This window comes from Chitinophaga sp. 01L420, from assembly GCF_056399985.1.
This window is the reverse complement of record NZ_JBFTSK010000001.1, coordinates 210,577-231,290: the sequence shown is the minus strand read 5'-3', so window position 1 is coordinate 231,290 and position 20,714 is coordinate 210,577. Positions and strand designations below refer to the sequence as shown.

21 protein-coding genes are annotated in these 20,714 nt (G+C 44.1%); 6 read left to right on the top strand and 15 right to left on the bottom strand.

Going from position 1 to position 20,714, the window contains the following annotated elements:
* The first annotated feature begins 235 nt into the window (after positions 1-235).
* Genes AC1DP6_RS01075 through rnc form a run of 3 tightly spaced genes read left to right on the top strand, consistent with a single transcriptional unit; the run spans position 236 to position 2,479 of the window.
* Positions 236-472: an acyl carrier protein gene (locus tag AC1DP6_RS01075; RefSeq protein ID WP_012788038.1), complete on the top strand. Its 237-nt coding sequence runs from the start codon at positions 236-238 to the stop codon at positions 470-472.
* Between the two features lie 23 nt (positions 473-495).
* On the top strand, positions 496-1,749 hold the full coding sequence (fabF, locus tag AC1DP6_RS01070; protein ID WP_477053213.1) for a beta-ketoacyl-ACP synthase II: 1,254 nt from the start codon (positions 496-498) through the stop codon (positions 1,747-1,749).
* A gap of 10 nt (positions 1,750-1,759) precedes the next feature.
* Complete coding sequence (rnc, locus tag AC1DP6_RS01065; RefSeq protein ID WP_331964734.1) at positions 1,760-2,479, top strand: ribonuclease III; 720 nt, start codon at positions 1,760-1,762, stop codon at positions 2,477-2,479.
* Positions 2,480-2,567: 88 nt separating this feature from the next.
* Here the strand turns inward: rnc and AC1DP6_RS01060 are convergent, their stop codons facing one another.
* From AC1DP6_RS01060 to AC1DP6_RS01035, 6 genes are all read right to left on the bottom strand, one after another.
* Entirely contained in the window at positions 2,568-3,248 is a 681-nt protein-coding gene (locus AC1DP6_RS01060) for a GyrI-like domain-containing protein (RefSeq protein ID WP_477053212.1), read from the bottom strand.
* Between the two features lie 74 nt (positions 3,249-3,322).
* Entirely contained in the window at positions 3,323-4,354 is a 1,032-nt protein-coding gene (locus AC1DP6_RS01055) for a DJ-1/PfpI family protein (protein ID WP_477053211.1), read from the bottom strand.
* Between the two features lie 75 nt (positions 4,355-4,429).
* Positions 4,430-5,392 carry a helix-turn-helix transcriptional regulator gene (locus AC1DP6_RS01050; protein ID WP_477053210.1) on the bottom strand — a complete coding sequence of 321 codons (963 nt, stop codon included), beginning with the start codon at positions 5,390-5,392 and terminating at the stop codon, positions 4,430-4,432.
* 363 nt (positions 5,393-5,755) lie between these two features.
* A complete protein-coding gene (cydB, locus tag AC1DP6_RS01045) occupies positions 5,756-6,790 on the bottom strand; it encodes a cytochrome d ubiquinol oxidase subunit II (RefSeq protein WP_441573164.1) in 1,035 nt (344 codons plus the stop codon).
* A gap of 4 nt (positions 6,791-6,794) precedes the next feature.
* Positions 6,795-8,183 (bottom strand): cytochrome ubiquinol oxidase subunit I, encoded by a 1,389-nt coding sequence (locus tag AC1DP6_RS01040; RefSeq protein WP_477053209.1) that lies wholly within the window; start codon positions 8,181-8,183, stop codon positions 6,795-6,797.
* A 214-nt stretch (positions 8,184-8,397) separates the two neighbouring features.
* A complete protein-coding gene (locus AC1DP6_RS01035; RefSeq protein WP_477053208.1) occupies positions 8,398-9,408 on the bottom strand; it encodes a zinc-dependent alcohol dehydrogenase family protein in 1,011 nt (336 codons plus the stop codon).
* 115 nt (positions 9,409-9,523) lie between these two features.
* Between AC1DP6_RS01035 and AC1DP6_RS01030 the strand changes: the two genes are divergently transcribed.
* Together AC1DP6_RS01030 and AC1DP6_RS01025 are read left to right on the top strand one after the other, a co-directional pair.
* On the top strand, positions 9,524-9,898 hold the full coding sequence (locus AC1DP6_RS01030) for a winged helix-turn-helix transcriptional regulator (RefSeq protein ID WP_477023429.1): 375 nt from the start codon (positions 9,524-9,526) through the stop codon (positions 9,896-9,898).
* Positions 9,899-10,082: 184 nt separating this feature from the next.
* Positions 10,083-10,418, top strand: coding sequence for a hypothetical protein (locus tag AC1DP6_RS01025; protein WP_477053207.1), 336 nt, complete (start codon positions 10,083-10,085; stop codon positions 10,416-10,418).
* A 72-nt stretch (positions 10,419-10,490) separates the two neighbouring features.
* Here AC1DP6_RS01025 and AC1DP6_RS01020 read toward each other — a convergent pair whose 3' ends face one another.
* The 4 genes from AC1DP6_RS01020 to AC1DP6_RS01005 all read right to left on the bottom strand — a co-directional run bounded on the left by AC1DP6_RS01020 (position 10,491) and on the right by AC1DP6_RS01005 (position 16,996).
* Positions 10,491-13,880 (bottom strand): ATP-binding protein, encoded by a 3,390-nt coding sequence (locus AC1DP6_RS01020; RefSeq protein ID WP_477053206.1) that lies wholly within the window; start codon positions 13,878-13,880, stop codon positions 10,491-10,493.
* Positions 13,861-14,451, bottom strand: coding sequence for a DUF4194 domain-containing protein (locus AC1DP6_RS01015; protein ID WP_441573170.1), 591 nt, complete (start codon positions 14,449-14,451; stop codon positions 13,861-13,863). Before AC1DP6_RS01015 ends, AC1DP6_RS01020 begins: the two co-directional genes overlap by 20 nt.
* 4 nt (positions 14,452-14,455) lie before the next feature.
* The gene (locus AC1DP6_RS01010; protein ID WP_441573171.1) at positions 14,456-15,919 is read right to left on the bottom strand and encodes a DUF3375 domain-containing protein; all 1,464 of its coding nucleotides are present in this window, start codon (positions 15,917-15,919) and stop codon (positions 14,456-14,458) included.
* A 168-nt stretch (positions 15,920-16,087) separates the two neighbouring features.
* Positions 16,088-16,996 (bottom strand): bestrophin family protein, encoded by a 909-nt coding sequence (locus AC1DP6_RS01005; protein WP_477053205.1) that lies wholly within the window; start codon positions 16,994-16,996, stop codon positions 16,088-16,090.
* A 227-nt stretch (positions 16,997-17,223) separates the two neighbouring features.
* Here AC1DP6_RS01005 and AC1DP6_RS01000 point away from each other — a divergent pair, with 227 nt between their 5' ends.
* A complete protein-coding gene (locus AC1DP6_RS01000; protein ID WP_477053204.1) occupies positions 17,224-17,850 on the top strand; it encodes a redoxin domain-containing protein in 627 nt (208 codons plus the stop codon).
* Positions 17,851-17,853: 3 nt separating this feature from the next.
* On the opposite strand, the gene AC1DP6_RS00995 is transcribed toward AC1DP6_RS01000, so the two are convergent.
* The 5 genes from AC1DP6_RS00995 to AC1DP6_RS00975 all read right to left on the bottom strand — a co-directional run bounded on the left by AC1DP6_RS00995 (position 17,854) and on the right by AC1DP6_RS00975 (position 20,388).
* A complete protein-coding gene (locus tag AC1DP6_RS00995) occupies positions 17,854-18,093 on the bottom strand; it encodes a hypothetical protein (protein ID WP_441573174.1) in 240 nt (79 codons plus the stop codon).
* Positions 18,094-18,118: 25 nt separating this feature from the next.
* Complete coding sequence (locus AC1DP6_RS00990) at positions 18,119-18,718, bottom strand: methyltransferase domain-containing protein (RefSeq protein ID WP_477053203.1); 600 nt, start codon at positions 18,716-18,718, stop codon at positions 18,119-18,121.
* 78 nt (positions 18,719-18,796) lie between these two features.
* Positions 18,797-19,000 (bottom strand): helix-turn-helix transcriptional regulator, encoded by a 204-nt coding sequence (locus AC1DP6_RS00985; protein ID WP_477053202.1) that lies wholly within the window; start codon positions 18,998-19,000, stop codon positions 18,797-18,799.
* On the bottom strand, positions 18,997-19,407 hold the full coding sequence (locus tag AC1DP6_RS00980; protein WP_477053201.1) for a hypothetical protein: 411 nt from the start codon (positions 19,405-19,407) through the stop codon (positions 18,997-18,999). Before AC1DP6_RS00980 ends, AC1DP6_RS00985 begins: the two co-directional genes overlap by 4 nt.
* A 96-nt stretch (positions 19,408-19,503) precedes the next feature.
* Positions 19,504-20,388: a helix-turn-helix domain-containing protein gene (locus AC1DP6_RS00975; RefSeq protein ID WP_477053200.1), complete on the bottom strand. Its 885-nt coding sequence runs from the start codon at positions 20,386-20,388 to the stop codon at positions 19,504-19,506.
* Between the last annotated feature and the right edge of the window lie 326 nt (positions 20,389-20,714).

The window sequence follows — 20,714 nt, the reverse complement described above, 5'->3', positions numbered from 1 at the left end:
TTGGCGTATTTGTCCCGAAAAAGGCGACTTTTGTGGTAAAATATGCAAATCTGTAAACCTGCCAGGATCAAAAATATATAAATTCTTTTATTAACAAAGCAATGAATATGTTTACTGTACTGGGTTTGGTGGGATTGGTCCTATTGGGGCGCCTTTAAAATTCGGGCTATCTGTTGGCAATTCAATAAAAATTATATTTTTGCAGTCAAGTTTTAAACCAAAAACACTTAAAATTATGTCAGACATTGCATCAAGAGTTAAAAAGATCATCATTGACAAATTGGGCGTTGACGAAGCCGAGGTAACTCCTGAAGCCAGCTTCACCAATGACTTAGGCGCTGACTCTTTGGATACGGTAGAACTGATTATGGAATTCGAAAAAGAATTCAACATCTCCATTCCTGACGAACAAGCTGAAACTATTACTACTGTTGGCCAGGCAGTTGCTTACCTGGAAGAACATGTAAAATAATCCTCCTAATCAGAATTGTTTTAATGCAACCAAGACGAGTTGTCGTTACAGGTTTAGGCGCTCTTACACCGCTCGGCAATTCCGTAGCTGATTTTTGGCACGGATTGACGAACGGTGTATCCGGCGCGGATTTTATCAAGCAATTTGATGCTTCCAAGTTTAAAACTCGTTTTGCTTGTGAACTGAAAAATTTTGATCCTGCTAACTACCTGGACAAAAAGGAGGCCCGTAAGATGGACCCCTTTACACAAACGGCTGTAATTGCCGCAGATCAGGCGATACTAGACGCCAATATCAATAAAGACAAGATCAATGCTGATCGTGTTGGAGTGATATGGGGCACTGGTGTTGGAGGTATGATCAATTTCAGTCATGAACTGAGAGAGTTCCATACCGGGGATGGTACGCCCCGTTTCAGCCCTTTTCTAATTCCGAGGCTTATTCTTGATATTGCGGCCGGGTATATTTCTATCCGCCATGGTTTCAGGGGGCCTAATTTTTCTGTGGTATCCGCCTGTGCATCTGCAACCAATGCAATTATAGAGGCGATGTACAGTATCCGCTATGGTAAAACCGATATGGTAATTACCGGTGGGTCAGAAAATGTAATCAATGAGCCTTGTGTTGGCGGGTTTAACGCCATGAAGGCCTTGTCGGAAAGGAATGATGATCCTAAAACTGCTTCCCGACCCTTTGACCTTGACCGTGATGGTTTTGTGATGGGAGAAGGAGCTGGTGCCCTTGTACTGGAGTCATTAGAACATGCCCAGGAAAGAGGTGCCAGGATATATGCAGAGCTAGCCGGTGGCGGCGCTACCGCAGATGCGTATCACATCACAGCCCCACATCCGGAAGGATTAGGTGCTTTAAATGTAATGCGGAATGCTTTGGCAGATGCCGGAATGCAGGCCAGCGAAATCGATTATATCAACGTTCACGGTACTTCCACTCCGTTGGGAGATATTGCCGAAGTAAAAGCCATTCAGGGAGTTTTTGGAGAGCATGCTTACAAAATGAACATCAGCTCTACCAAATCCATGACAGGTCACTTACTCGGGGCAGCCGGTGCCGTTGAATCTATAGCCGTAATTATGTCTATCCTCGATGGCATAGTTCCTCCTACGATCAACCATTTTACTGACGACCCGCAGTTAGACCCGAACCTGAATTTTACTTTTAATATTGCACAAAAGAGAGAAGTAAGCGCTGCATTATCCAATACCTTTGGTTTTGGGGGACATAATGCCTCCGTTATTTTCAAAAAATTCGTTCCTTGATCTTGATTGTGTGAATTTACTGCCAGGTTTTTTATATCGACTTGTTTCCAAAAAACGGCACTTATATAAAGAGCTGCACAACCTGCTGGGATTTCCGCCAGGTAACTTTGCCCTTTATGAAGTGGCCCTAAGCCATCGTTCCAGTAAAGAAAAATTCCTGGAAAGCAACGAAAGGCTGGAATACCTCGGTGACGCCATTCTCGGCGCCATTGTGGGAGATTATCTCTTTAAAAAGTATCCCTATAAAACAGAAGGATATTTAACAGAGATGCGCTCCAAGATCGTTAACCGGCAACAGTTAAATGATATCGCTATCAAGATGGGGTTGCGCAAGCTTACTATCTACGATAAATACAACAGCTTTCTCAAGATCAGCCAGATATTCGGTAACACCCTGGAAGCCCTCGTTGGCGCCGTTTACCTGGACCGCGGTTACAATAAAACCCAACAGTTCGTTCATAAGCGCATTATTATGCCTTATATCGATATGGAACTGCTGGAAACCGTGGAAATGAACCACAAAAACAAACTATACGGCTGGGCCAATAAAAATGGCAAAACGTTGGAATTCGAATTACTCGAAGAACAAATGGATAATGGCCGGCGCATCTTTACTGTAGGTGCTGTAGTAGATGGAGAACTGATCTGTAGTGGCAAAGCCTTCAATAAAAAAGACGCCAGCCAGATTGCTGCCCAACAGGCCATTATACAACTGGGGCTGGGGGACTAAAAAAAGCCGTCAGCTATTCGCTTCCGGCTATAAGCTATCTTGAGTAAATTTGATATAGGACTTCCCAGGAAATGACCTTATTATACCCCTACTTCTTCACCGGGTGCCTTAATATTGTTTTTAGCTTTTCAGGTGCCGTTTTTCTGAAATCAGACAAGTAAACTTCATGATGCCGCCCATTCATCTGCAAACCCTGCTGATGCATAAAGTCGTCCATTTTCTTCAGTGATACTGGTTCTTCACTAAAAGGTCCTGTATGCAGCATTTGCACGCACAAGCCTTCTTCCATGTGTTTAAAATCTACCTGGCGGATATAAGTCGATTTCTTTTTCTTCTCTGCTGCCAATACTGATTCAGAAAATTGCTGGCGGGTGATTTCGTCCGGCAGTCGGATAGCCAGTTCATAATTCCATTGATCCCGTGGTACCTGCAATGGGTCTGCAGTGTGGTCATCTACCCACCAGAAGCCTTCCAGTTTGCTGACGGTAAAATCCAATCCCTTTTGTTTGCTGTTGAATTTGATGCCGTAAGCTACCGCATACAAAGCTGCGGTAACTTCTCCAAATACGGCACTGTTGGGATCTCCCTTGCCCATTATAGTAACAAAAAGTCCTTTTTCTATAGTAACCAGTTCGGGTGCATTCACAGCTGTATAATAGCGTTTGAATGCTTTCGTTAAATCCAGTTTATTCATGTTTGTTAGTGTTAGCTGTATATCAAAAACAAATGTGATCAGGAGCAACCATCCCAGGTTGATATAAGTTTTCATTTGTGAAAGGTTGAATTCACTTTGTTAGTGGCAAATAATGGGTGCAGGCGCCCGTTCCTGCACCCATTACCAGACTATATTATTCCAATCTGCACGTTGGTGATATTTTGCTCCGGATGCTCAAAGTTGTATTGCAGGTATTGTTCCCGGGTATAACCATTCATCTGTAAGCCCAGCATTTCCATGCCGGTAAATAGTTTACCATAGGTGTTGGCTAACAGGTCCCAGGAGCCATGGTGTTGCATACCTACACATTTGAAAGGCGGCAGTGTTTCACATTGCCATGGAGCTGCAACCGTTTTTACTTCGGTCACCGGCAAACCAATATCCAGGGTGAACACGGTATCTGGTTGTCCATCGAAGCCATGATAATGCCATTGCGGACTGCCGCATATTTCCAGACCGGCTTCCACTGCTTGCTGATATACCACTTTGATGGCGGAACGCACCAGCTCCAGCATACCGGCATAGTTAATCTCGTAGCGGCGATAGAAGAAATGAAACGGTTGTGTAGCGCCCATCTCGGTATCAGTACTACTGGCATCAAAGAAGCCAAACCAAAACTTCAGTTTTTCGTTTTGCAGTAGATCAAAATGTTGAAAGATGGCTTTGGTAAATGGTACCATAGCAGTGCCGGCAGCGGTAATGATATGCGGAGCCGTTACAGCCGGACTGTTTTCATAGAAGTCCGCGCCTTTATAAGCGGGTGCCAGTTGCTTGAGTACTTCAGCATGGTTGCTGGTATGGGGGATATTATCCAGGAAACCGTGTTGGGCCAGTAATACGGTGGCACCACAAATGGCGGCTATCGTTTTTTGTTTTTCAAGTAATTGCTGAACAAGTGGAAGCACCTCTGTATTAGCGCCTTGCTCCATGGGAGCTCCACCGGGGAGTATCAGGAGGTCAATATCTGCAGCCAATGCCTGCTCCAGGCTGACTTGTGGCTGTACCAGGAGTTTACCACCAGAAGTCACCGGTTTACCGTTGAGGGAAAAGGTGACGATGTTAACATATGTAAAGCTGCTTATGCCATACATGGGCAGCGCCGGCTCCCAGTCTGAATAGCCATCGAAAAGGTATACATAGCAATTGCTTAGTGTTTTCATGTCGTATTGTTTTTGATAACAATACAAAGCAAAGGCCATGAAGTGACAACCTTATGTCAGCAGCATTTCAAAAAATTAAAAATAATGTGCATGGAGCTCTGTAACCAGCTCCCCGACAGCCTCCTTGAGTTCCTGTGGCTGAATGATATGTGCATGGTTGCCCAGCATAATCATCCATCTGGCAAAGTGTCCCAGGTGAGATTGTAGAAAAGTAAGCTCCGTTTTATCCCCGATCACTTTTTCATCCATCAGGCCATAATAGTATTTCTGTTCCCGCAGGTATCGCATCACATCGTTGTCGATGGCTATTTTGATGAGGTAGGTATCTCCTTTATTCCTTTGCCTTTGTTGCTCCAGGTAGTCCTGTAGTGACAGGTGTTTGTTCTTATGGTAGTGGGACGGTAGTACATTTAGTTTACGTATCCGGTCTATCCTGAAATCACGATACCCCTGTCTGAGCCTGCAAAATGCAATCAGGTGCCAGTTGGCGCTCATATGGAAAATGCCTACCGGTTCTATTTCTCTTTTGGTAGCCACCTCCTCCTGTATGGAGAAATATTCCATGCTGATGACCTGGTTCATGCCCAGGGCCTGCTGTATATCAGACAGAAACCGGTTAGGGAACTGCTCGGCTTCCAGATTTGGTGGGCGATACCGTAATACGGCTATATTTTCATCCAGGGACTCCAGGTAGTCCTTTTCGGTGCCCCTGAGTACGGAACGGATCTTTTCCATCGCCAGACTAAACTGCTTCCTGTTGCTGTGATCGCTGAACTGCTCCATCAGTTTTTCCCCGGTAAGAAGGGCAGCGGCTTCCTCTTTGGAGAACATGACCGGAGGCAGATGATAGCCTTCTACGATATAATAACCGGTACCAGCTTCTGCCCCAATAGGCACACCGGCTTCCTGCAGGGCCTTTACATCCCGGTATACCGTCCTTAAGCTAATGTTAAAGCGGTCGGCAATTTCAGCGGCCTTTACTATTTTTTTGCCCTGTAATTGTATGAGAATGGCTGTTAGACGGTCAATACGATTCATGAAAGCGGTAATTCTGGGTACGAATTTCGGTCTCCCGAAATTATTTTCAGAAATTTTTTTTAAACCATTAAACTTTAATCAACGTACGTGGTCTTAAATACATAATCATCTCCTGATAAAAGATAGGATACCGGAAAAATGATAATGAAGACTTTCGGGAGATCATCAACACAATGCTACAGTACAGAATATAGGTTAAATGGTAAGTCCCTGCAATTTCTTGCGGGGACCTGTTTTTTAGGTAGCTTTTAGCCATTAGCTTTTAGCTGTTAGACCTTTCTGAGTAATATTTCTTTCTAAAGCATTACAGCTTATTTACCAACAAATGGCAAGCTAATAGCTAACCGCTAAAAGCTAACAGCTCTAATAGCTCATCTCATTCAACTTCACCTTACCCCGGAATGTCCAGAAGAGGAAAACGGTATATCCAATTACCATAGGGGTACCAATGGCAGCAATCAGCAACATGATTTTTAATGATTTTGTGGAAGATGCCGCAGCATAGATACTGATACTATACGCCGGATCAGTGGTAGATATCACAATATTGGGATATAATCCAACTGCAAACAGGATTAGTAAACATGCCGTAATAATGCAGGAGTAGGAAAACGCGGTATAATATTTACGGGCGTCTACATTCCTTTTGATGTTCAATAGAATCAGCACGGCCAGCATGGGCAGTCCAAACAAGGCGGGCTGTGATTTAAACTGATGCGTCATATGCGGCACATAAATGAGAGTAGCCATTGACGTTAGTATAAAACAAAGAATGAAGAACTTGCTACAGTTGTTTACAATCACCGTCAGCCGCGTATACAGCCTGTTCTCCGTTTTCATCACCAGGTAAATGGAACCATGCAGCATGAATAACGATAGGGTGGTAAATGCAATCAATATCGCATAAGGATTAAAGAAAGTAAGCAGGGTACCGGTAAACTCATGTTCCTTATTGATGGGTAGGCCATGTATCAGGTTGCCCAGTACCAATCCCAGCAAGAGCGTAATACCTGTACTGGACACGGTGTAGCTGATATCCCACATTTTACGCCACCATAACCATGTTTCCTTACTCCTGAACTCTATAGAAATAGCACGAAAAATAAGTGCTACCAGGAATAGCATAAAAGGGATATAGAAGGTAGATAATACCACGCCATATACCAGCGGGAAACCGGCAAACAGCGCACCGCCGGCAATCACCAGCCATACTTCATTACCATCCCATACCGGTCCAATCGCATTCAGCACCAGGCGCCGGCTTTCTTCTTTCTTAAAAAACAGGTGTAAGGCACCTGCTCCCAGGTCAAAACCATCGAGTACACCATATCCTGTGATCAATCCGCCAATCACTAAAAACCACCAGGTAGGCAGATCCAGTCCGAGTATTGTTTCCATACAGCTATGATTTAGGATGGTAAGTAAGGTTATCATGGTAATAGCCATCAAATTCAGTTTCCGCATTCTCTGAAATGTCTGGCCCATGCTGTATTTTCCGGGTCAGCAAATAGATGAACAGGGTAAACAGCAACATATATACCAGTGTAAATAATATCAGGGAAAACATCACCTGGTCTGCAGTCACTTTACGGGACAAGGCATCGGAGGTGCGCAGTAATTTATATACCACCCAGGGTTGACGTCCTACTTCTGCTGCATACCATCCTACCTGGTTGGCGATTTGTGGGAGTACAACTGCCCAGGCGAAGATGATCATCAGCCAGCGCTGACTGAACAGTTTCTTTCTCCATAAAAGAAAAACAGCTAATAACGTAAGCCCTATGAGTATCATACCGATGGTAATCATGAGGTGATACATCTGGAAGACAAAATTCACAGCGCCGGGCCGGTCTTCTTTGGGGGTAGCTCTCAATCCTTCCACCGGTGCAGAAAAACTGCCATGGGTAAGGAAAGATAACCCACCGGGGATTTTGATACCGGTTGTCTTTTCATTTTTATTATCTACCCATCCCACCAGGTACATGGGGGCTACGGATGAACTATCGTAGTGTCCTTCCATGGCTGCTAATTTAGCGGGCTGGTATTTACTCACATAATGTGCTGACCGGTGACCTGTGAACAGTTGCATCAAAGCAGCTATCACCGCTACTCCCAGGCCCACTTTAAACATGGCCTGCGCATGTTTTATAAAACGTTGTTTTAATATATACCAGGCGGCTACGCTCATCACAAGAAAAGAGCCGGCCAGGAAAGAACCAATAATGACGTGTGAGAAGCGATCTACAGAAGAAGGATTAAATACCATTTCCCAGAAATCCGTTACTACCGCACGGGCCTGCATATCGTGGCCTTCAATGCGGAATCCGGTAGGTGTTTGTTGCCAGGAGTTGGCAATAACAATCCAAAGGGCGGAGAAAATAGAACCTAATGCGACCATACAGGTAGAAAAGAAATGGACACCTTTGTTGACCCGGTTCCATCCAAACAGCAATACCCCCAGGAAAGCTGATTCCATGGCAAAAGCAAAGATGCCCTCTGCTGCCAGGGCGCTGCCAAAAATATCGCCTACATAATGTGAATAAGTGGCCCAGTTAGTGCCAAACTCAAACTCCATCACTATACCGGTGGCCACACCGATACCAAAAATGAGCGCAAATATCTTAATCCAGTATCGGGTGATATCCTTATAGAGCGCAAGACCGGTTTTAAGATACAAGCCCTCCATGATCACAAGACATAACCCCAGTCCTATACTCAGGGGAGGATAGATGTAGTGAAAGGCAATGGTAAAGGCAAACTGTATTCTGGATAGTATTTCTACGGAAGGCATAATATCAAATTATTGATGCAAAGGTAGTTGGTGAAGATATCCATGAAACTGATGTTTGTCATGTATTGATAAAAATATAATGTTATCATCACCTTAACAAGTAAATAACCGGTTTATCGCCTTGTTTTTACTATCTTGAAACAATAATTTTAGTGTAATGGTTTACTTGATATAACGTCCTGCCGTAGCGCAGGACGTTTATATGTATACTCCACTAGTTAATTTCTATCACTACTTTCCCGAAATAGTTACTGCTGCCCATGTGCCGGAATGCTTCTTCCGCCTTGCTAATAGGGAATACGCTATCAATTATCGGATGAATATTACTGACTTCCACTGCAGCTGCCAGTGCTTCGAAGCTTTGCAAGCTACCTACAGAATATCCCTGTAGTCTGATATAGCTGCCTACGATGGTAAAAAGATCGAGCGGTAACTGCGCGCCTGCAATGAATCCTACCAGTCCTACAAAGCTGTTAAAGCCGGCAGATTTCACAGAGTTGACGATGGTGGCCGCGCCGGCAATATCCAGTGTGGCATCTACGCCTGCACCATTGGTGAGTCGTCTTACTTCTTCGTGCCAGTTTGGATATTTTTTATAGTCAATGACTTCATGTGCGCCTAATGCCTGCAGCTTTTTTAATTTTTCCGGGTTACTGCTGGTAGCTATTACTCTGGCACCTGCTGCCAGTGCAATTTGCAGGGCAAAGAGAGAAACGCCGCCAGTGCCTTGTGTGAGCACGGTTTGTCCCGGTTGGATGTGGGCATAGCTCATTAATCCGGTCCAGGCAGTAACGCCGGCAACGGGTAACGTGGCCGCCTCTACGCTGGTAAGATTAGCAGGAGTACGTACCAATGCGTATTCAGGGATGACTGCATATTCTGCCAGCAAACCGGGTGTACTGACGCCTGTTCTGATATGATTGGTGGTAGGAGTAGCCAGTCCATTCTGCCAAAGCTGGTTGTAATGTATCATCACCCGGTCCCCTACTTTCCATTTGCTCACATTGCCGCCGATGGCAGCTACTACTCCGGCGCCGTCAGATGTGGGAATACGGGGTAACGGCAGTTCTTTGCTATAGGTACCGGTAGCCAGGGCTACGTCGAGGTAATTAAGAGAAGCAGCTTCTATTTTTACCAGTACCTCATGCGGTGCAGGCGTTGGCGTAGGTATTTCTGAGAGTTGTAAACTTTCCAGTCCGAATGCTATTTGCTGTATTGCTTTCATAAGAATAATTTTTTCTGAGACAAAATTGCGTACTAACTTCACATCAGACAAGTATGCACCATTTGGGAATGTAGGTACCATTTGGATACTATTGCTGATAATCAATGCCAAAAAAATGAAGAAATCTGAAAAAAATATTTATCCCGATACGGTTTGTGCAGTAGATTATGCTTTTCAGCGTATTGGCGGCAAGCATAAAGGCCGTGTTATTTACCAGTTGAGAAACGGCATAAAGAGATATGGGGAATTACGCCGCCTGGTGACCGGGATTACTGCCAAGATGCTGACACAGGTGCTGCGCGAACTGGAAGAAGATAACCTGTTAACCCGGCATGTATACCTGGAAGTACCTCCGCGGGTAGAATATCAGTTAACTGATACAGGCAAAGAGCTGTTGCCTTTTATTATGCTGCTGAGTGAATGGGGCAGAAAACAAATGGGGAGGGAACCATTGTGCGAGCCGGTGTTGCAGGAACTTGTTGCAGAATAAATTGCTGAAAAGTTAATCCACCCACTTGTTTTTGAAGAAGCTATTTCTTCCTAGTTCTCATGTGAAAGAAAGCTGCTGCCAGGGAAATTTCTGCAAAAAACAATGCGTATTTTTATACTAACCTGTTACCCGGAAATTTAACATTGTTAACCATTTAATATTCTCTTCACCTCAAAATTACGCTATGAAAAAGTTCTTTGTACTTGCCTTACTGGCATGTGGTGTGATGGGTGTGTTGCACTCTCAGAAACATCTGCTTGATGGTAATGTTGCCGTTACCGCTAAGGTATCACCAGCCCATGCAAACACAAAAACGGCGGATGACTGTTTAAACTGCACTGCCGTAAACAAGAAGTGTATCAATGGCATATGTGAATGGGGGCAGATTCACTACACTTCATCACAAACGATACCAGGTAATCCTATCCGGTTCCGCTGCTTTTATCATTATGAATGGTCAGATGGATCTATCAGCCCAACCTATTATGTAATTCAGGGTTTCGCCTGTTTGCAGGATTGAGTAAGCATAAAAAATGGACTGATCTGCCTTTACGGGTGGATCAGTCCATCGTATTTTTAAGCGCTGATGATATTACGACATCACCGCCATGGCCTCAAATTCTTTCTTCCTGTCTCTGTATTCTTCCATGGTAAAATTATACACCACTGAATCGCGTTTGTTTTTATTCGCTACAAAGTGACAGGCATGAATATATGGTTCAGCGATATTCAGTTTATCCAATGGGGTTACTACCAGTAGCTGCAGGTTTAGCTGTCCGCAATATTCCATCAGGTAGTGACTTTTTTCCGGATCCAGTTTGCTGAATGCTTCATCCACAGTGATGAAGCGTAAGCTGCGGTGTTGCCTGTTGGCTTCGTTGATACCAAACTGGTAGGCAATAGCGGCTCCCAGGATGGTATAGGTAAACTGCGCCTTTTCACCACCGGAAAGACTGGCAGTATCTTCATAATATTTGAAGGCCTTGTTATCTGCGATATAAAACTCTTTGGCGCCGAAGTCCAGCCAATTGCGCACATCCGTTACTTTACGGCGCCATGCTTCATTTTGCTGTAATTCATGGATGAGCAGTTTTATATTTTCGAATAACTGGTCGCCATAGGCTTCATCCTTTTCCATGTGATATTTGTAGGAATCAGGTACAGCGTTGCTGAGTTTTTCTTTGAAGTTGCGTATTTCCACATCCTTTACGTGACGGCATTCCAGCTGCAGATACGTATCCGGGTTTTTGTTGAAGGTAATGTTACGTAATGGTTCATTCAGGTCTTCCATTACTTCGCGGATCAGGTCTTCCTGTCCGTATATCCATGCCCGGTAGTTAGTGATGGCATTGAGCATGCTGGTGTCCATGTATTTACGGAACCGTTCTTTATGTTCAATGAGGCGTTGGAATTTGATACGTTCATACAGGGAGGCAAATTCTTCGATGTATTTCACATGAGGCTGCAGATCGGTGACATCACCGAGCCAGTCAGGATAGGCATCGTGAATCGCTTTAGGCGGCATTACGAAAGCGGAGAGCTGCCGGGTAATCTCGGCTTCTTTTTCAGCAGATTGGCGCATGGCATCCTGCAGGGTTGCTTTCATGTTGTCGTCTGCCCGCTTGCGGTAAGAAGCCAGTTCGAGGGTCGTTTCAGCAGGTTCGGTCAATGACAGGTCGGTGAGGTATTCCAGCACGTATTGCAGGGAGATATCATCGAGTTTATTGACTTTCAGCTGGTTGAAATGACGCAGTTTTTCTGCTGCTTTATCATCCAGTCTACCCTTTTCCTGTAAGGTTTTTTCTTTCTCTTTTTCTTTGCCCTGCAGTTGTGCGATAACATCGTCCAGTTGATCGCAGATCACCTGGTATTTATCGCTGGTTTGCAGCAGTTGTGATTTTTCGCGTGCAAAGGATTCGATAACGCCGGCATGTGACTGCCAGCTGATTTCGCTGTAGTTGCGCAGCGACAGAAATGCGTTCAGCAGTGTATTGATGGTGGTAACGGTCTTGCGGCTTTCTTCCAGCTGCGAAATGTTATGCTGTATGGTGGCAATATTATTATTGCATTCGTCCTGTTCTTCTTTTAACAGGCGGAGTTTATTTTTATTATTCCATCCCAGTACATAATTGTTTTGCTGGGAACGATTAGGACGGTCATCTTTTTCGTGGCGTGTAGCCTGCCGCGTTAGTCCGTTGGAAGTAACTGCTTTGCGCGACCGGTTAAATACGGCCATATCATCTGTGCAGGTATAGTCAAACTGGTCGAGCAGCTGGTTTTGCAGCCATTCTTTGAAGTGGGTGCCGGGCTTGATATCTATTTTCTGCAGCAGACTTTCTTTCTCGGTAGGCATCCGCAACATGGTATAACTCTCCTCTTCTACTTTGTGGTATACGAGGCGGGTTTGCAGGTTGTTGGAATTGATATACCGGTTGATGTCCATGATATATTCTTCGGGTACGAGGAGGCGCAGACCGAAGTTGTGCAATACCTTTTCGATGGCGTTTTCCCAGTGGATTTCCGCATCTTTTACTTTGATCAGTTCGCCGGCGAAAGGGAGATCTTCTTCCTGTACCTCCAGCATATCTGCCAGTTGCTGACGGATGCGGATCAGTTCATAGGGGATATTATTTTTCCGGTGGAGGAAGGAGTCGATTTCTTCTTCCAGCCGGGATGCCTGTGTTCTTTCGGCAGCCAGACTGCTTTTATGATGGAACATTTCCTCCTGTAATGTTTCCAGCTGTTTATCGTGCCCTGCTTTCAGTTGCTCAGCGCCGGTAATATTTTCATGGAACTGCTGTTCGTCCGGGTTGGGAGCGAGTTCCAGCCTGTCTGCCAGCATGTTATATTCTTCCATCTTGTTACGTTTGGCTTCGAGTGCCTTTTGTTCGTAGTGGATGGATTTTTCAATAGAGCGCAGCTGTTCGTCCACGCTGTTATTGGCTTTCTGGGCTATCAGCTCGTCTTTACGGAGGTTGATAGATTGCAGGTGTTCGTTGATACTGTTGAGTGTACTGCCTGTGACCTGTTGTTCTTTCTGCAGTATTTCCAGTTCTTTCTCCAGGATATCTTTTTCCTGTTTGTTGAACCAGGTGGGCAGGATATCCTGTAGCATCTGCAGTTCGCGGTTGCGGTCTTGTAGTTGTTGCCAGGCCGCTTTATTATCGATGATAGGGCCCAGCATTTTCAACTGGGTTTCATCTTTCTGTATGGCGCGATGGCTGGTAAGCAGGCTGTCGTAGTTTTCGCGCAGTTTCAGGAATTCATTTTCACTATCTGTTTCTTCCAGCATCTGTCCACGGATAAAGGTGTTCAGATCGCCGAGTACTTTGATACCTACGGTTTGGTTAAAGAGAGACAGGGCCTTTTCACTTCTCAGGCCGAATATGTTGCTGAACAGGGCCGCGTATTCTTTGAAGCTGTCGGTGATTTCCGTTTTGGGAAATTCGAGGCGCAGTCTTTTTTTCCAGTCTCCTTTCACATCAAATTTACCATTGCCGAAATGATCATTGATATTGAGTTTGTGAGGAGATACGATGTATTGTCTTTTGAGTTCACCGGAATGCCATCTCACCTGTGCGAGGGTGATCTGGTGCATGGTGGCTGCGTTATAAAAGTATGCGAGCAGTACGGAGTACGGATTATTTTCTTTGTGGCGGAGTTGTTCTGTTTTTGACTGGAGGGAGTCTTCGGAAAATGTTTTACCGTAGTAGCCCCAGAAGTAAGATTCTTCGCCGCGGTCTTTCCGTTGTTCGGTACCGGATGACTGGTTATAGAAGCGTTTGCCGGCGGGCACGAGTAGTGTCAGCAGGGCATCGATGAGTGTTGTTTTGCCGCTACCGTTGGCGCCTGTGAGCAGGGAGGTGTTACCATTGGTATTGAGCCGGTATATTTTATTATGAAAAGTGCCCCAGTTGTATATTTCGAGGTAATGCAACCGGAATCCACTTTCTTTTGAATCGCTATTGAACAGGGTGGACATGCAGTTTTAATTTTGATTTTATTTCTTCCAGTTTCTCGTTATTAACCAGTGCTTTGATAATTCTTTTTACCTCGTATTGATGTAGCTCCTTATTGGCAGCGTCTTCCCGGGTAATTTTCAGCACACCTATGTTTAGCAGGCTGTTGATAGGTTTGTTGAGATCTTTCAGCAGTTTTGATTTGTTGTGTCGTTCTTTGAAGAAGAGAGCCAGTCTTTCTTTGATTTCTTTTTGGGTCATAAAAAGACGGGTACCATTTCCCTGGATATCGAATTCATCGAGGGCTTCCCGGAGTACAATACAGAGTAGTGTAGCTTCGTAGGTAAGCCTGGTTTTTCGCATGAGGCGGGGCAGAGCTTTTTCTGTGGTTTCATCTGCCTCAGGTTGTACGATGCGTGCAAATCCGTCTGCTTCGCTGACGATGAGTTGTAAACCTGTTTGCTGGAGGTATTTGCTTAGTTCTGTCTGCCATCCGAGCAGGTCTTTCCAGTAAGATTTATCTTCTTCGTATACAGGTCCCTGCATGAGTTTTAGAAACACGTGTGCAAAGGGAGATATATTTTTCTCGGCCATGTTTTTAGTTTTGTGAATTAGTGAACAGCACCATGGGCATGTTGATGGTGCGGCTGCCCAGCATCACCGGGTCTGGTGTTTCCAGTATGATATGGTGAGCCGACTGGCTGGCGATGGAGAAATAGGTGATCAGTTCTGTGAGCCCTTTTTCGGCGCCATAGATGTCTACCAGTTCTTTGAGGCTGACCTGCTTTTTGTTTTGCAGCTGTGTGGAGATGCGATCTTCCAGCAGGGCGCGGTCTATATTGAAATGGTTAAATAATGCGTTGAGGTCATTGGCGTCAAATTCAGTGCCGCCCATGCCATCGGGGAATTCCACTTCCACATTCGGTTTTTTCTCATCGGCCATTTCCCAGCGGTCCAGGAGGTCTATTTCCGGATCGCTTTCTATCTCTATAAAAAATTCTTCACCGGGCTGATTATCGAGCGACTGAAACGCCAGTTGCCGGATATCATTGATGAGTTCCATGGCTTTTCTGTGGTCGGTGAGATTATTTTCGCTGAGTACCCGGCTGAGTTTATCGCTCAGTTTTTTGTTGGCATCAATTACTTTTTTCCCGGAGGCGTGGAGGAATTGTTTGAGTTTTTTGAGGAAGCGGTCATTTTTGTATTCGATGTTCCGGTCTTCCAGCAGCTCGTACAATTTTTCTATGAGCTCCCGCATTTCTTCCTGCTTGTTTTCATCCATGAGGAATTGCCAGAAGGAATAGAAGCTTTTGCCCTGGTCCTTTTGCCGGAGGGCTTCGAAGGAGTCCAGTGTATAAGCCAGCAGGGCGCCTTTGGCGATGTCTCTTTCGCTTTGTTTGCGGTATATTTCCTGGGTGATCTGTTCAAAGTTTTGTTCTACTTCTTTAAAATCGCTCAGGAGTTCGCGCGACATGCGGTTTACATCGTAAAATCTTTCTTTTATCTGGGTATCATCAAACACCTGTACTTTACCGGTGATGGTGATGGCTTTTATTTCCTGTTCTATTTCATATTTCTTTTTCTCCAGCTCCTGAATCCTTTGTTCAGGGTCTTTGTTACTCTGATCGATGAGTTCTTTGAGTTTAGAGAAAATATCTTTGAAGCGGCTTTCTGTTCCAACAAATTCGCGTTTCTGGAGGGTGGATACCCAGTGCATTACTTTTTCCATGTCGCTGCTGAGTTCATGGATATCCAGTCCGTCGTCGTCAGGGTATTTGCGGAGGAAGCCTTTATTGCTCCACTGATCAATATATTTCCTGGCTTTCACATCATCGTTTTCCAGCAGGCTGGTAGCGTCTATTTCATCATCAGTGGTCTGATAACCGGTTACGCCCAGATAATCTGATAAACGGGTTACCAGTTCCACATTGGAAATGGTCGTTTGGTTTTTTTCCTTGAATGTGTAATGAAAAAATGACAGCATCATTGGCGCGCTACGTGCCCGGAGTATCTTGAGTGTTACTGACTGGGCATATAGATTACATAATTGGTCATACGTCATAGCTGTAAAAATAAGGAATTACTGCGGATGGGCTGCGCCTTCGGCGCTTTTTCTTTGCTCAGAATCAGTCTGATTCTGGTGATTTTATTTCTTTTTATAGCAATTAAAATTATCAGAATCAATTTAATGCAGTTTAAAGACAAAGGCCGGAGGTCTTCTTTTCCGCTTTTACATAATATAAAGCCCGTCCAGTCTTGGTTGTACTGGTGCCGGCACAGGTTCATCTCCCAGCAGCTCTATGATGTTGATTTCTATTGTTCTGGAGATGTTGTCCAGCGGAATGGCCAGGGGCTGGAATTCAAAGGGATTCATAAGGGTGATACCATTCAGGTGGGTGACATGGAATACAAATCCAAACATCCATCCGAAGGGGATGGCCCACATCCCTATGGATTCGGTCATCATGAGGGTATTCATGATAACATAAAACCAGATGAACATTTGGGTGAAGTATACATAGCTGGGAGGGAACACGGTATTTTTTATTCTTTCGGACTGTCCCATAGCATCGCAATGTCTTATCAGGATCTGATTGAGCTCAATAAAACGAAATCCGTCTATGGCGCCGGATTCCCTGAGTTGCTGCAGGTCACGGGTTTGCATGTTCAGGAGAGCATTGGGGATATTGCTTTGTTTTTGTACATCTGCAATTTCTTCCTGTGTGAGGTATCGGGTGTAGTAATCGTCCGGGCGTTTGCGCAGGGAGGCTTTGAGGGCACAAATGAATGCCAGGTGGCGGTAAATCAGGTGACGGACTACTGCCTGGGTAGCCGGATCGCCGGGGGCGGTGGCATAATATAGCATGCTGCGGCCCCAGGAGCGGGAATCGTTTACGAGGGCTCCCCATATTTTGCGGGCCTCCCACCATCGGTCGTAGGCCTGGTTGTTATTAAATCCTATAAAAAAAGCGATGGCAGTACCCAATACAGCAGAAACGGTGACGGGGATGGATACATGTGATGCCAGCCAGTAGGTATCCAGTAAATACACGAGGGTACAGCATCCCAGCAACATGAGATCTACTTTCCAGGTAAAGGAAAAGATCTGGCTGAGTGATAGTCTGTGTTTCAGCAGCATATTCTTGCAGTATTTTTTTGGGTAAACGGTCTTATTTCAAATTAAATAAAAAAAATGGGAATATTATCTCTTTAGAAATCAATTATTTATATTTTAATCCACTAATAGTCTATAGGAATAGTAGGGTAATTAAAATATTCTCCCTATATTTGTTTCATAATAGCAAAAGATATTCACCAAACCTATAACAGCGGCCATTTTATCAGCCATTAAAAAAAGCCTTTATTATGTCATCACTGTCAACGCTCTACAGATACGCCGATTACTTACCGACCCCTACTCCGGAAAATTTCCCTAGTCCTATAAGAACCCGGGAGAAGATTAACCCTTTGTCTACTGGTAATTATTTCCCCGAATTTTTGTTGGAAGAATCCCGCATTATTAATAGTGCTGCTTTATTGAGTCATATAGACCAGGGAGCATCGCTGCATCATATCACGGCGCAGCCGCTGGTGATTGCTTTTTATTCCTGGCACTGGAATGGTTATGGCGACCGTTTGATTGCACAGCTGCAGGAAAGCCATGCTGCTATTGAGGCTGCAGGCGCACGTTTGCTGGTAGTATCCAGTGAAGACAAAAAGCACTTTAACACCGTAAATCCCGGACCATTGTCTTTCGATGTAGTGCATGACGCACAACACCGCATTGCCAGGAAAGCAGGCATTTACAGGGAGTCAGACCCTATTTGGGGGTTTGTATCCGGTGTAAACGCAGACGTGCCTGTGCCGGCCATCTACCTGGTTACGCCATCACTGGAAATCAGTTACACATTTGTTGATCTGTACTTACAGGAATCATTTTCACCGGAAACGCTGGTAGCTGCGATCGACAAGAAGCTGGCTATCAGTGCCTGAAAATCAGGCAGGTTCCATCATGGAGTGTATACACATCAGTGTATAGCGATAAATGCTCCACTGTGAACTGTTGCAGTCCAGCGGTGATAAATTTTCTATTTTTTCCTGAAGGGAAGTGAGGATGTCTTTAAATAACAGTTGATGATTTTTTTCAGCTGCTGACAGGATCTGATCTGCCTGCGTGTAGTCCTTTGCCGTACCGAGTTGTGCAACTATCAGTAATGCATGTTCATCTGTCGTCATGGTAATAAATTTTTATTGCTTATTCCTATCTTCTGATCCACATTTTGAGCATTAAATCCATAGAAGTATCCACCAGCTGGTAACAGGGTGGTACCTCATCTTCAAGACTATGAAAGGTCACGAGTCTTGTGCCGCTTGCACTACTTTCTAACTTCTTAAATAAGTAGCGGCTATAGTAATTATATAAACTTGTTGATTGTTCCACTTTGTCGTCTATCTGATCCTGATCGACCAGGTTTTCAAAGAAGGAATTATAGAAGTAAAAACCGTCGTATGCCGATAAGTCTGTCTGCGTAAAATTGCCGTGAATAAAATGCGCATTACGTGCCTGCATCACCTCTTTAGCTTCCATGGCTTGCTGATACAACTCTTCACGTTGTTCTATACCAAAAAAAGTAGATTCGGGGTAAAAACGGGCACCCACCAGGCAAAATTTTCCAACTCCGCTACCAATATCCAGGATTTTTTTCCCAGGTTCATTAGCAAGAAAACGGGCGGCTGTTTTAGCAATGCTAATCGGCGTCCAGTGGCGTCTTGATAGTTGTTGTATCTTTTCAGGATACAACCAGTCAAAAGCGGCATCGTTTACGTAGCAACTCGGCTTTAATAAAGTAGAAGTCTGCATGAATGCCGCAAAGGTACGACTTTACCGTAAGCTTTAAAGATTAGTGAGTGGAAAAAGAAGATATAAGTATTTTATACTTTATTCATCTGACGCTTCCAGGGAGAAGATTTCTTCTACGGATACATTAAATATTCCTGCCATCTTCAGGGCCAGTACGGTAGATGGTACATATTTTCCGGATTCAATGGTGTTAATGGTTTGGCGGGATACGCCGGTTTTTTTCGCCAGCTCCTCCTGCGTCATATTATGAATAGCCCGCTGCACTTTTATCGTGTTTTTCATGAAGGTAAAGTTCTGCGGTTTTTAATAATTACGTAGTGAAAACGAAGGATGAAAAATACCAGGGGTGTAAACATATTATAGATCATGACTGAAAAGAAATTCAAGCCATAAAATGCCCAGGTCGCAATTACCAGCAAGCCATAGTTAATGTAAATGCCCCACTGTAGGGACTCCAGGCGAACTGTAGCGATAAATTCATCTTCATTTTTTTCTTTAGAAAAGGCAATCATTAACAAGCTGATAACAAGGCCAGTCACGATCACTTCATCAGCAAAACCATCCATCGAGAACTCGCCCTTCTCCGTGTTCAACCATTTAATGCTAATCAGGTACAATGCCAGAAACAAGAGGAATAAAATACCTCCGATTTTCTTGTAGAGATGAGGTAGTAAATAACGTGATTTCATGATATAGGTCTTTTTATAAAGATAAGTATTTCTTACAAAAAGACAAGTTTATTTTACATTTGGTAAAATAAACACGACTAATTCTTATGGATGAGTTTATACAAAAGTCCGGGTGCCGGAAGAAGTATATGCCTGTCTGAACGCTTTAGGGGTACAATCTTTTTTCTTTTTAAAGATGCGGTTGAAATTGGAGATATTATTGAATCCGCACCTGGAAGCGATTTCATTGACGGTATGGGTGGTTTCAATCAACAGGCGGGAAGCGTGCCCCAGCCGGATTTCTATCAGCGTGTCCACAAACGTTTTACCAATCCGGGCTTTAAAAAACCGGCTGAAAGCTACTTCCGTCATCGCGGCTAACCTAGCTGCTTCTCCGAGGGAAATATTTTTATCGAAATTGGCATTGAGGTAGGCCATGATTTTTTCTATCCGGCGACTGTTATAGGAAAACGTTTCCGTATTACCGAATGTGGAGTCAGAGAGGATACGCATATTACGGCTGGTAGATAAATCGTGCAATATTGACATCAACTCCAGTACGGAATCAAAACCTTGTTGCTGCGGCAAACGAGTGAGGCGAGGTATGATTTGCAGGGTTGTTTCTGCGGAGAAAAGAATACCCCGCAAGGAACGCTCAAACATATTTTTGATGAAGTTCATCTGGTTGCGCTGTAAAAATTTATCGTCAAACAGATCGCGGTGAAACTGAATAGTGATTTCTTTAATAGTACCTCCTTCATGTTTGTTGTTAAACCAGCCGTGTTGCAAATTAGGCCCAACCAGCACCAGTTCCAGTTCCCCAATTTCTTCTATATGATCCCCGATAATCCGCTTTGCTCCCCTGGCATGTTGAATAAAGGTTAGCTCAAATTCGTCATGGTAATGCAACGGGAAATCAAAATCTTTCTTCTCCCTGGAAAATAATGTGAAGCAATCGCTTTGGGTCAGCGGCGTGATTTCTCTTAATAATTTGCTTTGCATAATTAACCTGGTTTGTGCCTGAACAGCGGGCGTTACGTGGAATATAATGTAATAATGACTACTTATTGTAATGGCGGATGATGATAAAAAAGCATCATAAAAATAATAGTATCCTGTGTAAAAAACAATTTTTACTTCATTTATCATAATGCCATTAATACAGGTATATAGGGATGTGTAAAGGTATATGTGTGTGTTGTACACTTATTTTGTATGATTATCAAAGTGTAATTAAAAGATAAAATAGTACTATAATAAGGTGTAAATTAAATTCCTATTTGTGCTACATGGGCCGCGTTATGAAAAAGTATCTATTACTATGGATA

Coding starts and splice junctions, on each gene's coding strand:
- AC1DP6_RS01075 (WP_012788038.1), top strand. CDS start 236: ATGTCAGACATTGCATCAAGAGTTAAAAAGATCATCATTGACAAATTG.
- fabF (WP_477053213.1), top strand. CDS start 496: ATGCAACCAAGACGAGTTGTCGTTACAGGTTTAGGCGCTCTTACACCG.
- AC1DP6_RS01060 (WP_477053212.1), bottom strand. CDS start 3,248: ATGAAAACTTATATCAACCTGGGATGGTTGCTCCTGATCACATTTGTT.
- AC1DP6_RS01055 (WP_477053211.1), bottom strand. CDS start 4,354: ATGAAAACACTAAGCAATTGCTATGTATACCTTTTCGATGGCTATTCA.
- AC1DP6_RS01050 (WP_477053210.1), bottom strand. CDS start 5,392: ATGAATCGTATTGACCGTCTAACAGCCATTCTCATACAATTACAGGGC.
- cydB (WP_441573164.1), bottom strand. CDS start 6,790: ATGGAAACAATACTCGGACTGGATCTGCCTACCTGGTGGTTTTTAGTG.
- AC1DP6_RS01040 (WP_477053209.1), bottom strand. CDS start 8,183: ATGCCTTCCGTAGAAATACTATCCAGAATACAGTTTGCCTTTACCATT.
- AC1DP6_RS01035 (WP_477053208.1), bottom strand. CDS start 9,408: ATGAAAGCAATACAGCAAATAGCATTCGGACTGGAAAGTTTACAACTC.
- AC1DP6_RS01030 (WP_477023429.1), top strand. CDS start 9,524: ATGAAGAAATCTGAAAAAAATATTTATCCCGATACGGTTTGTGCAGTA.
- AC1DP6_RS01025 (WP_477053207.1), top strand. CDS start 10,083: ATGAAAAAGTTCTTTGTACTTGCCTTACTGGCATGTGGTGTGATGGGT.
- AC1DP6_RS01020 (WP_477053206.1), bottom strand. CDS start 13,880: ATGTCCACCCTGTTCAATAGCGATTCAAAAGAAAGTGGATTCCGGTTG.
- AC1DP6_RS01015 (WP_441573170.1), bottom strand. CDS start 14,451: ATGGCCGAGAAAAATATATCTCCCTTTGCACACGTGTTTCTAAAACTC.
- AC1DP6_RS01010 (WP_441573171.1), bottom strand. CDS start 15,919: ATGACGTATGACCAATTATGTAATCTATATGCCCAGTCAGTAACACTC.
- AC1DP6_RS01005 (WP_477053205.1), bottom strand. CDS start 16,996: ATGCTGCTGAAACACAGACTATCACTCAGCCAGATCTTTTCCTTTACC.
- AC1DP6_RS01000 (WP_477053204.1), top strand. CDS start 17,224: ATGTCATCACTGTCAACGCTCTACAGATACGCCGATTACTTACCGACC.
- AC1DP6_RS00995 (WP_441573174.1), bottom strand. CDS start 18,093: ATGACGACAGATGAACATGCATTACTGATAGTTGCACAACTCGGTACG.
- AC1DP6_RS00990 (WP_477053203.1), bottom strand. CDS start 18,718: ATGCAGACTTCTACTTTATTAAAGCCGAGTTGCTACGTAAACGATGCC.
- AC1DP6_RS00985 (WP_477053202.1), bottom strand. CDS start 19,000: ATGAAAAACACGATAAAAGTGCAGCGGGCTATTCATAATATGACGCAG.
- AC1DP6_RS00980 (WP_477053201.1), bottom strand. CDS start 19,407: ATGAAATCACGTTATTTACTACCTCATCTCTACAAGAAAATCGGAGGT.
- AC1DP6_RS00975 (WP_477053200.1), bottom strand. CDS start 20,388: ATGCAAAGCAAATTATTAAGAGAAATCACGCCGCTGACCCAAAGCGAT.